The 11,918-nt window shown below is 77.1% G+C and carries 12 protein-coding genes; 7 read left to right on the top strand and 5 right to left on the bottom strand.

Features of this window, described 5'->3' with window-relative positions; genetic code table 11:
* Window positions 1–57 precede the first annotated feature (57 nt).
* Together cobN and N555_RS27390 are read left to right on the top strand one after the other, a co-directional pair.
* Window positions 58–3,687, top strand: coding sequence for a cobaltochelatase subunit CobN (gene cobN, locus N555_RS0108460; RefSeq protein ID WP_029431061.1), 3,630 nt, complete (start codon window positions 58–60; stop codon window positions 3,685–3,687).
* Between the two features lie 83 nt (window positions 3,688–3,770).
* Window positions 3,771–3,992: a hypothetical protein gene (locus N555_RS27390; protein WP_081866072.1), complete on the top strand. Its 222-nt coding sequence runs from the start codon at window positions 3,771–3,773 to the stop codon at window positions 3,990–3,992.
* 12 nt (window positions 3,993–4,004) lie between these two features.
* Here N555_RS27390 and N555_RS0108455 read toward each other — a convergent pair whose 3' ends face one another.
* Genes N555_RS0108455 through N555_RS0108445 form a run of 3 tightly spaced genes read right to left on the bottom strand, consistent with a single transcriptional unit; the run spans window position 4,005 to window position 5,853 of the window.
* Window positions 4,005–4,787 carry an adenosylcobinamide-GDP ribazoletransferase gene (locus N555_RS0108455; protein ID WP_051683848.1) on the bottom strand — a complete coding sequence of 261 codons (783 nt, stop codon included), beginning with the start codon at window positions 4,785–4,787 and terminating at the stop codon, window positions 4,005–4,007.
* On the bottom strand, window positions 4,784–5,305 hold the full coding sequence (cobU, locus tag N555_RS0108450; RefSeq protein WP_029431059.1) for a bifunctional adenosylcobinamide kinase/adenosylcobinamide-phosphate guanylyltransferase: 522 nt from the start codon (window positions 5,303–5,305) through the stop codon (window positions 4,784–4,786). Before cobU ends, N555_RS0108455 begins: the two co-directional genes overlap by 4 nt.
* Window positions 5,302–5,853: a histidine phosphatase family protein gene (locus N555_RS0108445; RefSeq protein ID WP_034509383.1), complete on the bottom strand. Its 552-nt coding sequence runs from the start codon at window positions 5,851–5,853 to the stop codon at window positions 5,302–5,304. Before N555_RS0108445 ends, cobU begins: the two co-directional genes overlap by 4 nt.
* A gap of 101 nt (window positions 5,854–5,954) precedes the next feature.
* Here N555_RS0108445 and N555_RS0108440 point away from each other — a divergent pair, with 101 nt between their 5' ends.
* Window positions 5,955–6,743, top strand: a complete 789-nt coding sequence (locus N555_RS0108440) for a Fic family protein (protein ID WP_029431057.1) — start codon at window positions 5,955–5,957, stop codon at window positions 6,741–6,743.
* Window positions 6,744–6,757: 14 nt separating this feature from the next.
* Here N555_RS0108440 and N555_RS0108435 read toward each other — a convergent pair whose 3' ends face one another.
* Both N555_RS0108435 and N555_RS0108430 read right to left on the bottom strand, forming a co-directional pair.
* Window positions 6,758–7,039 (bottom strand): hypothetical protein, encoded by a 282-nt coding sequence (locus N555_RS0108435; RefSeq protein ID WP_029431056.1) that lies wholly within the window; start codon window positions 7,037–7,039, stop codon window positions 6,758–6,760.
* A gap of 69 nt (window positions 7,040–7,108) precedes the next feature.
* Complete coding sequence (locus N555_RS0108430) at window positions 7,109–7,954, bottom strand: HAD family hydrolase (protein ID WP_029431055.1); 846 nt, start codon at window positions 7,952–7,954, stop codon at window positions 7,109–7,111.
* Between the two features lie 126 nt (window positions 7,955–8,080).
* Here N555_RS0108430 and ssd point away from each other — a divergent pair, with 126 nt between their 5' ends.
* From ssd to N555_RS0108410, 4 genes are read left to right on the top strand one after another with little or no spacing between them, the layout of a single operon-like run.
* Complete coding sequence (ssd, locus tag N555_RS0108425; protein WP_029431054.1) at window positions 8,081–9,166, top strand: septum site-determining protein Ssd; 1,086 nt, start codon at window positions 8,081–8,083, stop codon at window positions 9,164–9,166.
* Window positions 9,163–10,308 carry a TadA family conjugal transfer-associated ATPase gene (locus tag N555_RS0108420; RefSeq protein ID WP_029431053.1) on the top strand — a complete coding sequence of 382 codons (1,146 nt, stop codon included), beginning with the start codon at window positions 9,163–9,165 and terminating at the stop codon, window positions 10,306–10,308. The genes ssd and N555_RS0108420 overlap by 4 nt, the downstream gene beginning before the upstream one ends.
* A complete protein-coding gene (locus N555_RS0108415; protein ID WP_231502657.1) occupies window positions 10,305–11,096 on the top strand; it encodes a type II secretion system F family protein in 792 nt (263 codons plus the stop codon). The genes N555_RS0108420 and N555_RS0108415 overlap by 4 nt, the downstream gene beginning before the upstream one ends.
* A complete protein-coding gene (locus tag N555_RS0108410; RefSeq protein ID WP_029431051.1) occupies window positions 11,093–11,833 on the top strand; it encodes a type II secretion system F family protein in 741 nt (246 codons plus the stop codon). The genes N555_RS0108415 and N555_RS0108410 overlap by 4 nt, the downstream gene beginning before the upstream one ends.
* The last annotated feature ends 85 nt before the right edge of the window (window positions 11,834–11,918 follow it).

The following is an 11,918-nucleotide window of genomic DNA, read 5'->3' as shown; positions in this document are numbered from 1 at the left end:
GACACTACACAGCCGCGGGCGAGGGGGACCAGGGGGTGCGCGGGTAGCGTCGCCCGGGTGTTCGCGCTGCTCTCCACCAGTGACACCGACCTGCTCTCCGCCCGCGCCAGTGGCGCGGAGTGGCGACTGGGCAACCCGGTCCGGCTCGGCGACGAGGGGGTCGCGGCGCTCGTCGAGGGTGCCGAGCTCGTCGTCGTCCGGATCCTCGGCGTCCGGCGGCAGTATGAGGAGATGCTCGCGCCACTGCTGGCGGGGCCGGCGCCGGTCGTCGTCCTCGGCGGGGAGCAGGTGCCCGACGCGGAGCTGATGGAGCTCTCGACCGTGCCGATGGGCGTGGCCACCGAGGCGCACGGCTACCTCGCGCAGGGCGGTCCGGACAACCTGGTGCAGCTGCACCGCTTCCTCTCCGACACCGTGCTGCTGACCGGCGAGGGCTTCGAGCCGCCGTCGGTCGCGCCGGACTGGGGGGTGCTGGAGCGGTCGTCGTCCGCCGTCGGTCCGAAGATCGCCGTCCTCTACTACCGCGCACACCACCTGTCCGGGAACACCGGCTTCGTCGAGGACCTCTGCACCGCCATCGAGGCCGCCGGCGGCTCCGCCCTGCCGGTGTTCACCGCCAGCCTCCGGTCGATCGACGAGGGGCTGCTGGAGACGCTGCGTGGCGTCGACGCGATGGTCGTGACGGTGCTCGCGGCCGGCGGCGCCCGCCCGGCCACCGCGCAGGCCGGCGGGGACGACGGCGCCTGGGACGTCGGCCAGCTGGCCTCGCTCGACGTCCCGGTGATCCAGGGGCTGTGCCTCACCCGCTCGCGCGCCGACTGGCTGGCCGACGACGACGGGCTCTCCCCGCTCGACGTCGGCAACCAGGTCGCGATCCCCGAGTTCGACGGCCGGATCATCAGCGTGCCGTTCTCGTTCAAGGAGACCGACGAGGACGGCCTGACCACCTACGTCGCCGACCCCGAGCGGGCCGCGCGGGTCGCCGGCACCGCCGTCGCGCACGCCCGGCTGCGGCACACCGCGCCGGCCGACCGGCGGATCGTCGTGATGCTGTCTGCCTACCCGACCAAGCACGCCCGGATCGGCAACGCGGTCGGCCTGGACACCCCGGCGTCGGTGGTCCGGCTGCTGGCCGCGATGTCCGGTGCGGGCTACGACATCGGCCCGTTCGACGGGCCCGGCGCGCTGCCCGGCGTGGCCGACCTGGACGGCGACGCGCTGGTGCACGCGCTGATCGCCGCGGGTGGCCAGGACGCGGACTGGCTCACCGACGAGCAGCTCTCGGGCCAGGCGGTGCGGATCCCGGCCGAGAGGTACCAGGCGTTCTTCGACACCCTGCCGCAGGACCTGCGCGACGCGATGGTCCAGCACTGGGGGCAGCCGCCGGGCTCGCTGTTCGTGGACTCTTCCGACCCCGCCCGCCCACACATCGTGTTCGCCGCCCTGCGCGCCGGCAACGTCGTCGTCATGGTCCAGCCGCCGCGCGGCTTCGGCGAGAACCCCATCGCGATCTACCACGACCCCGACCTGCCGCCCAGCCACCACTACCTCGCCGCGTACTGGTGGCTGCGGTCGGAGTTCGGCGCGCACGCGCTGGTGCACGTCGGCAAGCACGGGAACATGGAGTGGCTGCCGGGCAAGACCGTCGGGCTGTCGGCCTCGTGCGCCCCGGACGCCGCGATCGGCGACCTGCCGCTGGTCTACCCGTTCCTCGTGAACGACCCGGGCGAGGGCTCGCAGGCCAAGCGCCGCGCGCACGCCACCCTGGTCGACCACATGGTGCCGCCGATGGCGCGCGCGGAGACCTACGGCGACATCGCCCGGCTGGAGCAGTTGCTCGACGAGCACGCCAACGTCGCGGCGATGGACCCGGCGAAGCTCCCGGCCGTCCGCGCGCAGATCTGGACGCTGCTGCAGGCTGCGAAGCTCGACTCCGACCTGGGGCTCAACGAGCGGCCCGAGGACGACCACTTCGACGAGATGATCCTGCACGTCGACGGGTGGCTCTGCGAGATCAAGGACTCCCAGATCCGCGACGGCCTGCACGTGCTCGGCTCGCCGCCCGAGGGTGACGACCGGGTCGGCCTGGTGCTGGCCATGCTGCGGGCGCGGCAGATCTGGGGCGGCTCGGTCGCGCTGCCCGGGCTGCGGGAGGCGCTCGGGCTGACCGAGGACGGCACCGCGGGCCTGCGGCCGACCGACGCCGTCGAGGAGCTGGCGCACGGGCTGGTGTCGGGGATGGAGGCGGCCGGGTGGACCCGCGACGCTGTGCCCTCCGTCATCCGCTCGGTCCTGGACCGGGACGACGAGGCAGTTGCCGCGGTGCTGCAGTTCGCCGTCGACGAGGTCGTGCCGCGGCTGGCCCGCACCACCGACGAGATGGACGCCACACTGCACGCCCTCGACGGCGGCTACGTGCCGGCCGGTCCCTCGGGCTCGCCGCTGCGCGGGCTGGTCAACGTGCTGCCGACCGGCCGGAACTTCTACTCCGTCGACCCCCGCGCGGTGCCTTCGCGACTGGCGTGGGAGACCGGCCAGGCGATGGCCGAGTCGCTGGTCGCCCGCTACCTCGCCGACACCGGGGAGTACCCGCGGTCGGTCGGGCTGTCGGTGTGGGGGACGTCGGCCATGCGCACCTCCGGGGACGACGTCGCCGAGGTGCTCGCGCTGCTCGGCGTCCGCCCGGTGTGGGACGACGCCTCCCGCCGGGTGACCGGCCTGGAGCCGATCCCGCTCGACGAGCTCGGCCGCCCCCGCATCGACGTCACGGTGCGGATCAGCGGCTTCTTCCGGGATGCGTTCCCGCACGTGGTGACGATGCTCGACGACGCGGTGACGCTGGTCGCGGGGCTGGCCTCGGAGTCGGATGCCGAGAACCACGTGAAGGCCCACGTCGAGGCCGACGTCGCCCAGCACGGCGACCGCCGGCGGGCGACCACGCGGGTGTTCGGCTCCAAGCCGGGCGCCTACGGCGCCGGGCTGCTGCCGCTGATCGACAGCCGGAACTGGCGCGGGGACGCCGACCTCGCCGAGGTCTACGCGGTGTGGGGCGGCTACGCCTACGGCCGCGGGCTGGACGGCGTGCAGGCGCGGCCGGACATGGAGGCGGCGTACCGGCGGATCGCGGTGGCGGCCAAGAACGTCGACACCCGCGAGCACGACATCGCCGACTCCGACGACTACTTCCAGTACCACGGCGGGATGGTCGCCACGGTGCGCGCGCTGACCGGGACCGCGCCGCGCGCCTACATCGGCGACTCGACCCGGCCGGAGTCGGTGCGGACGCGCTCGCTGGGGGAGGAGACCGCCCGCGTCTTCCGGGCCCGCGTGGTCAACCCGAAGTGGCTGGCGGCCATGCGCCGGCACGGCTACAAGGGCGCGTTCGAGCTGGCCGCCACGGTCGACTACCTGTTCGGCTACGACGCCACGACCGGCGTCGTCGACGACTGGATGTACGAGAAGCTCACCCAGACGTACGTGCTCGACCCCGAGCAGCGGGAGTTCTTCGAGAAGTCCAACCCCTGGGCGCTGCACGGCATCGCCGAGCGGCTCCTGGAGGCCGTCGACCGCGGCATGTGGGCCGAGCCCGACCCGGCGCTGCTGGCCGAGCTCCGGCAGGCATACCTCGACACCGAGGGTGACCTCGAGGGCGGCGAGACGCCTGCTCAGCAGGGCGCGCCCGCCTGAGCCGATGTGGCTCAGCGTGACGCCACGCCGGTTCCGGCCGGGTCCATGCGTGGCCGTGCGTGACGGTGGGCACCCATGAGGCCATGAGCATCCTGAACCGACTGATGGGCACTGCAGAGTCGACGGCGAAGGGCGCTGCGCGCGGAGCCGCCCGTGGCGGCCGCGTCACGGCGCGCCCTGCACGGGGCACGGGCCGGTCGACCGGTACGACCACCGGCCGCCGGATGGGCCGGGGCCGCGCCACGGCACCGGCGTCCGCCGGCGGCATCGGCGGACTGGTGAACGGGTTGCTGCGCCGCCACTGACGGCGGGAGCCCCTAGGGCTGGGTGAGGGTGGCGGCGACCAGGAGCACGACGGTCGCCGCCACCTCGCCCATCGCCCCCATCACGTCCCCGTTCACCCCGCCGAGCCGGGCACTCGCACGGACGCGTAGGAGTTCCGCCGCCAGCAGCCCCGCGGCGGCCGCCACCGGGAGCTGCCAGGCGCTGTCCGCACCGCGGACCAGCCAGGCCGCGCCGCCGGCGAGGACGAGGGTCGCCGCGATGCACCCGGTCAGCCAGGGCAGCGACACCGTGCCGGCCACCGACCGGCCGAGTGACGACCCCTCGGCCGTGGGTACGCCGGGCAGTCCGGTGCGGGTCATCGCGAGGCGGGCGACCACGGCCGCCGTCCAGACGGCGAGCCAGCCGCCGTCCCCGCTCAGCAGAGCCGCGCCCGTCGCGACCTGCAGCAGCAGCGTGAGCACGAGGGTGAGCACCCCGAACGGCCCGACGTCCCCCTGCCTCATCACCTGCAGCGCGCGCTCGCGGCCGCGCAGCGGGCCGAGTCCGTCGGCGGTGTCGGCCAGCCCGTCCAGGTGCAGCCCGCGGGTGAGCGCGGCCAGCAGGGCGACGGCGAGCACCGCGCCGGTCAGCGGCGAGACCAGGTGCGCGCCGGCCGTGCCGATCCCGGCCGCGAGCCCGCCGAGCACCAGGCCGACCAGCGGCGCCCAGGGGAGCACGCCGCGGGTGGACGTGGCGGCCAGCGCCGGTACCCGCAGCACGGTCAGCAGGGCGGCGGACTCCAGCAGCCCGGCCCAGCGCGGGCGGGGCGCGGTCACCGCAGCCGCTGGGGCAGCCCGGCGACGACGAACCACACCTCGTCGGCGGTGCCGGCCAGGCGCTGGTTCACCGCGCCGAGGGTGTCGCGGAACAGGCGTCCCGACCGGGTCTCGGGCACCACGCCGAGCCCGACCTCGTCGCTGACCGCCACGACGTGCGCCGGCGTCATCGCCCAGGCGTTCACCAGGGCGTCGCAGCGGCCGGCCAGCCGCTCGGCCGCGTCCGGCTCGTCGCGCCAGACGCCGGTCTCGTCCATCAGCGCGGCGATCCAGGTCGTGATGCTGTCGACGAGCACGGTGCCGCCGCGCAGGAGGTCGCTGGGCGCGGTGGTCTCCAGCGTCGTCCAGGACGCCGGACGCCGGGCACGGTGCGCGTCGATCCGTGCCGCCCACTCGGCGTCGCCGGGCACGGGGGCCGACGCGGCCAGGTAGACCACGTCGTCGCGGTCGGCGACCAGCGACTCCGCGTGCGCGGACTTGCCCGACCGGGAGCCGCCGAGCACCAGCACCCGGCTCACCGGCAGATCTCCAGCCGCGTGACGGTGCCGTTGTGCGGGGTGACCGCCGGCATCGCGTCCGGACCGAGACCGCCGGCGACGGCCTGCGCCGCCCGGATCGTGTCGCCGTGCGTGACCAGCGCGACCACGTCGGCCGGTCGCTCGGCGCAGAGGTGGTCCAGGAAGGCGGCGACCCGGCCGTGCAGCTCGGCGAGGCTCTCGCCGCCCTCGGCCGCCCAGTGCGGATCGGTCCAGTCGACGACGTCCCACAGCTCCCGCGACGGCCGCCCCTCGAGGACGCCGTACCCCTGCTCGCGCAGCGCCGGCGTCGTGCTCACCGCGAGGCCCGTCGTGCGCGCGCAGTGCTCGGCGGTCTGGCGGGCCCGGAGCAGGTCGCTGGAGAGGAGCGCGCCGGGCTGCGATCCGGCCAGCTCCCGGGCGGCGCTCTCGGCCTGGGCATGCCCCAGGTCGGTGAGCGGGATGTCGGCGGTCTGGCCCTGCAGCCGCCCGGCGGCGTTCCACTCGCTCTGCCCGTGACGGACCAGGAGGAGGGTGAGCGGGCGCGACATGGCGTGCGGAGCCTAGGACGCCGGTACGCCGCGGCCGGTCGGGGGGCCGGGTGCGGGCCCGGGCGGCGGGGGAGGGGTGCGGCCCTCGTACCGTCGTCGTCGTGACCATCCCCCTCCGTCCCGGGGCCCCCGCGGCCGCGCCGCGCTCCTCCGCGCCCGATCCGCTGGCACCCCTGCTGGAGCTGCCGGGGGTCCGCGATGCCGCGGAGGCGGCGCGGGAGGCGATCGACCGGCTGCTGCGTCACCGGCTCATGCGCAACCGGTCGGCGGAGGTCAGCGCCGAGTCGGCGCTGCGCGGTGCCCGGGCCTCGGCCGCCCTGGAGGGGGTCGACGTCCCGCTGGCCGAGCTCCGGGCCGGTCAGGTCGAGGACCCGGTGGTGCAGGGGGCGCTGCGTGCCTCCCTGGCACTGGGGTCGCTCGTGGAGACGTGGTCGCGCGCACCGGGACAGGTGCTCGCCCGGCTGCACGTGCTCGCCGCCGCGGACCTCACCGACCGGGACCACCTGGGCCGGCCCGGACCGCACACAGGCCAGCGGCTGACCTCGCTGTTCACCGTGGTCACCGGCACCAGCACCGTGCCCGCCGTCCTCGTGGCCGGCCTCGTGCACGGCGAGCTGGCCGCGCTCGCGCCCTTCGGCACCGCCGACGGCGTCGTCGCGCGGGCTGCCGGTCGGCTGACCGGGATCGACCGCGGCCTGGACCCCAAGGCCGTCTCGGTCCCCGAGGTGGGCTTCGCCGAGCTGGGCCGGGAGGCCTACGCCGCCGCGCTCGCCGGTTACGCCTCCGGCGGGCCGGACGGGGTCGCCGGGTGGCTGGTGCACTGCTGTCGGGCCACCGAGCACGGCGCCGTCGAGGGACTGGCCGTCGCGGAGGCCATCCTGCGCGGCTGAACGTCGCACCCCGGTCAGTGCGGGGCGAGCACGAGCCCGGCCGTCGCGACCCCGACCACCGCGACCAGCGTGCCGGCCGCCGCGGCCAGCCACGCGCCGGTGACCGCGCCGGCGGCGATCCCGGCTCCCAGCGCCAGCCACGGCCCCGACCTCGAGACGACCAGCCCGACGCGGGCACGCGCCGTCGTCCGGCGCCGCCCGCGCGGGTGTGCGCCCGTGCGTGCGGTCTGCCCGAACAGCGCGGCGGCGGCGGCCGCGGCCAGCACCGCCGTCCAGGCGAGCGGGACCGTCAGCACGGTCGCGAGGATGCCCCCGCGCGCCGGGCAGCTGGCGGTGCCCCGCCGGGAGCGCGAGGAGCCGGGAGCTCAGGCCCGGCGGCGCCGGCGGCCGGTCAGCGGAGCGGGGGTCGTCGGCGGACCCGCGGCCTCGCGCAGGGCCCGGCGCCGGGCGTACCAGGCCAGACCCACCACGGCCGCGCCCACGCCCACCGCCGCGCCCGTGACGACCGGCGCGGTCGGGACGGCGAACCGGGACCGCATCGACACCGGGCGGGTGAACTCCAGGACCGGCCAGCCGCGTTCCACCGCGGCCTTCCGCAGGCCCCGGTCGGGGTTGACGGCGGTCGGGTGCCCGACCACCGACAGCATCGGCAGGTCGGTGATGGAGTCGCTGTAGGCGTAGCAGTCCGCGAGGTCGTACCCGCTCTCGGCGGCGACCTCCGCCATCGCGGCGGCCTTGTTCTCCGCGTAGGCGTAGAAGTCGATCTCGCCGGTGTAGCGGCCGTCGACGGTCACCATGCGGGTCGCGACCACCCGGTCGGCACCCAGCATCTCGCCGATCGGCTCCACCATCTCCGCGCCGCTGCTGGAGACGATGACGATCTCGCGGCCGGCGGCCCGGTGCGCCTCGATCAGGTCGGCTGCCTCGGCGTAGACCAGCGGGTCGACGATCTCGTGCAGCGTCTCCCGGACGATCTCGTGCACCGTCGCGACGTCCCAGCCGGTGCACATGCGGGTGATCTGCGAGCGCATCCGCTCCATCTGCCCGGCGTCGGCGCCGGCGAGGGAGAACACGAACTGGGCGTAGGCGCCCTTCAGCACGGTCCGGCGGTTGATCAGCCCGCCCTCGAAGAACGGACGCCCGAAGGCGAGGGTGCTGGACTTGGCGATGATCGTCTTGTCCAGGTCGAAGAACGCCGCTGCGCGGGTCACGGTTCACGACTGTAAGGGCAGCCCGCGGGTGTGACCGGTGCCATCTCCGTGTCCACACCCGTTCGGGTAATCCACAGATCCCACGACCCCCTCGCGTCCCCGGCGGCCCGGTCCTGTGCTGGCCGGGTGCCCTCCGCCACCCCCATCCCCCTGCTCGTGAGCACCGACGACGAGCTGCTCGACGACACCCTCCGGCTGCTGGCCGCCGCCGGCGCCGAACCGGAGGTCGCCACCGGGGGGCCGGCGCTGCGGCGGGCCCACCGCCAGGCCCCGCTGGTCCTCCTGGGCGCCGACGCGCTCCAGTCGCGCGAGGTCCGGGCCCTCCCGCGGCGGCCCGGCGTCGTGGTGGTGGCGCGCGCGGAGCTGCCGCCCGCCGGCTGGGCCGCCGCGGTGGAGCTGGGAGCCGAGCGGGTGGCGGTGCTGCCGGCCGACGAGGCGTGGGTGCTGCAGCGGGCTGGTGCAGCGCTGCGCGAGCCGGTCGAGCGCGGCCGGCTCGTCGTGGTCGGCGGCGCCTGCGGGGGCGCGGGCGCCAGCACGCTCGCCACGGCGGTGGCCCTCGTCGCGGCGGGCAGCGGCACGGGTGCCCTCCTGGTCGACGGCGATCCCTGGGGTGGCGGGCTGGACCTGCTGCTGGGTGCCGAGGCCGTCGAGGGCCTGCGCTGGCCCGATCTCGACGGACTGCGCGGCCGGGTCTCGGGCGAGGCGGTGATGGCGGCGCTGCCGACCGTGCGCGGCGTGGGGGTCCTCGCCGCCTCCCGGTCCGCGGCGGCGGGGCCCTCCCCGGAGGCGGCGGTGGCGGTGCTGGAGGCCGGTCGCGCGGGTGGGTGGCCGGTGGTCCTCGACCTGCCCCGCGGGCCGGTCGTCCCGGACGCCGGGGTGGGAGCAGCGGCGCTGGCGGACGCCGACCTGGCGGTGCTCGTGGTGCCGGCCCGCATCCGTGCGGCCTGCGCGGCGCGGGTGCTCGTGGACGGCGGGGAGGGGGCGCCGTGGAGCGCGGCCCGGCTGGTCGTGCGACGGGTCCCCGGTGGGCTGGCCCCCGACGAGGTGGCCGACGTCGTGGGCCGGCCCGTGCTCGCCGAGTTCGCCCACGACCGGTCGGCGGTCGTGCGCAGTGAACGGGGCGAGCCGCCACCGGTCGGCGCGCGTACCCCGTCCGGAGCCGCCGCCCGTGCGCTGCTCGCCGCACTCCCCGCCGTGGTCGGTGCGCCGTGACGGGCGCGCCCCTCGTCGAGCGGGTCCGGGCCCGGCTCGCCACCGGTCCCGAGGCGCCCACTCGTTCCGCGGTGGCTGCGTTGGTCCGGGAGGAGGCCGGCAGCCTGGCCGGCGACACGACGGTCCTCTCCGCCGTCCGCGCCGCGGTGGACGAGCTCGCCGGCGCGGGCCCGCTCGAGGAGTTGCTGAGCGACCCCGACACCAGCGACGTCCTCGTCAACGGCCCTGACGACGTGTGGGTCGACCGTGGCCGGGGCCTGGAACGCGTCCACCTCCGGTTCCCCGACGACGACGCCGTGCGGCGGCTGGCGGTCCGGCTGGCCGCCGCGGCCGGTCGCCGGCTCGACGACGCGGCGCCCTGGGTGGACGCCGTGCTGCCGGACGGCACGCGGCTGCACGCCGTCCTCTTCCCCGTCTCCACCCGGGGCACCTGCCTGTCGCTACGCGTGCTGCGCCGCTGCTCCCTCGGCCTCGGCGACCTCGCCGACCGCGGCGCGCTGCCGGGGGAGGCCGCCGATCTCCTGCGGTCGGTCGTCGCGGCCCGGTCGGCCTTCCTCGTCACCGGCGGCACCGGCTCGGGGAAGACGACGCTGCTGTCGGCCCTGCTCGGGCTGGTCGCGCCGACCGAGCGGATCGTGGTGTGCGAGGACGCACCGGAGCTGGCGCCCGCGCATCCGCACGTGGTCGGCCTGGTCACCCGGGCACCCAACGTCGAGGGCGTCGGGGCGGTGGAGCTGCGGGACCTGGTCCGCCAGGCCCTGCGGATGCGGCCCGACCGGCTGGTCGTCGGCGAGGTCCGGGGAGCGGAGGTCACCGATCTGCTGGCGGCGCTGAACACCGGCCACGACGGTGGCTGCGGCACGCTGCACGCCAACCGGCCCGCGGAGGTGCCGACCCGCCTGGAGGCGCTCGGTGTGGCGGCCGGCCTGGACCGGGTCGCGGTGCACAGCCAGGCCGCCGCCGCGATCGCCGTCGTCGTCCACCTGCGGCGTCGTGCCGGGGTGCGCCGCGTCGAGGAGCTCGGGGTGCTCCGCCGGGCCGGGGAGCTGGTCGTCGTCGAGCCGGCCTGGCGGTCCGACGGTGCCGTCTGCCCCGGCCGTGACCGGCTCGATGCGCTCCTCGGCGGCGGGGGAGCGCGGTGATCGCACCCGCCGTCGGCCCGGTGCTGCTGCTCCTGGCCGGCGCGCTGGCGGTCTGGCCGGTCCGGCGTGCTGCGGGCCGCCTGTCTGCTCTCCCGGGTCCGCCGTCGTGGGCGGGACGGCTGCCGGTGCCCGCGACGGCGGGCGTGCTGGTGGGAGGCGCGGTCATGCTGGCGAGCACCCCCCTGGTCGCCGGGCTGGCCGCGGCGGGTGCGGCTGCCGCGCTGACGGCGTGGCGGCGGGCGCGCCGCGCGGACGCCGAGGAGGAACGGGTCGCCGCGCTCACCGAGGCGCTGAGCGCCCTCGCCGCGGAGCTGCGCAGCGGGCGGCCGCTGGAGGAGGCCGCGGCTGCCGCCGGCGCGGCGTGCGGCGACCGTGCCGGGGCCGAGGCGGTGGTCCGTGCGGTCCGGGCACCGGCGTCCTTCCCCGTGCCCGCGGCCGATGCGGGGGCCTGGGACGCCGCGGTGGCCCGCGTGGCGGCCGCCGTCCGGCTGAGCGTCCGCACGGGCTGCTCGCTGGCCGCCGTGGTCGGCGCCGTCGAGGACGACCTCCGGGCCCGCCGGCGGCACCGGCTGGAGCTGCGGTCCGCACTCGCCGGTCCCCGGGCCAGCGCCGCGCTGCTCGCCGGACTGCCGGTGCTCGCGCTGCTCATGGGGAGCGGGATCGGCGCCGACCCCTGGCGGGTGCTGACGACGACCGGCACCGGACAGGTCCTGCTGGTCCTCGGGACGGCGCTGGAGGCGGCCGGGCTGGCGTGGTCGGCCCGACTGGTCGCGCGGGTGGCGCCGTGAGCACGGCCGGATCCCTGCCGGTGCTCCTGGCCTCCGGCGCGGCGGCGCTGCTGGTGTGGTCGAGCCCGGCCGGCCGGACGCGGGCTCGCGCCCTCACGCGTGCACGGGCACCCGCCCGGCCGGACGACACCGGCGGCCGCCCGGCGGGCCGGGGCCGGCGGGCGCTGCTGCCGGCCGCGGCGGGCCTGGCCACCCTGCTCCTCGTCGGTGGTGCCGGCGGCGCGCTGGCCGCCGCCCTGGTCGCGGTGGGGGTGGATCGGGGGCTCCGCCGGTCCGGCGACGGGGACTCCCGCCGCATCCGCGCAGCGACGGAGGACGAGCTCCCCGTGGCGTGCGACCTCCTGGCCGTCTGCCTGGCCGCTGGGCTGCCCGTCGGCAGCTCGCTGGCCGCCGTCGCGGGTGCGCTGCACGGTCCGCTGGGCGCGGAACTCGCGGCTGTCGCCGGTCGCTCCCGGCTGGGCTCGGGGGCCCGCGAGGCGTGGGCGGGGGTGTCCCCGCCCGTCGCCGGGCTCGGGCGGGTCGTGGCGCGCGCCGGCGAGTCCGGCTCCGCGGTCGTCGGAGCGCTGCGGGCGCTGGCCGCGGACTCCCGCGCCGCCCTGCGGACGCGCACGGAGGTCCGGGTGCGGACGGCCGGGATCTGGGTGCTGGCTCCGCTCGGCGCCTGCTTCCTCCCGGCCTTCGTCTGCCTCGGCATCGCGCCGGTGGTGCTCGGCATCGCCGCGGAGGTCCTGCCGTGAACGGAGCCCGTCCACAGGCGGGGCGGCTCTCCACAGAGTGCCCGGCCCGGCGGATCCGGACCCGGATCGCCGGGAGGGTCCGGTG

Source organism: Blastococcus sp. URHD0036, assembly GCF_000701365.1.
Lineage (GTDB): Bacteria > Actinomycetota > Actinomycetes > Mycobacteriales > Geodermatophilaceae > Trujillonella.
Note: the sequence above shows the minus strand (reverse complement) of the source record. Positions and strands in the feature narration are given on the sequence as shown.

Coding starts and splice junctions, on each gene's coding strand:
- N555_RS27390 (WP_081866072.1), top strand. CDS start 3,771: ATGAGCATCCTGAACCGACTGATGGGCACTGCAGAGTCGACGGCGAAG.
- N555_RS0108445 (WP_034509383.1), bottom strand. CDS start 5,853: ATGTCGCGCCCGCTCACCCTCCTCCTGGTCCGTCACGGGCAGAGCGAG.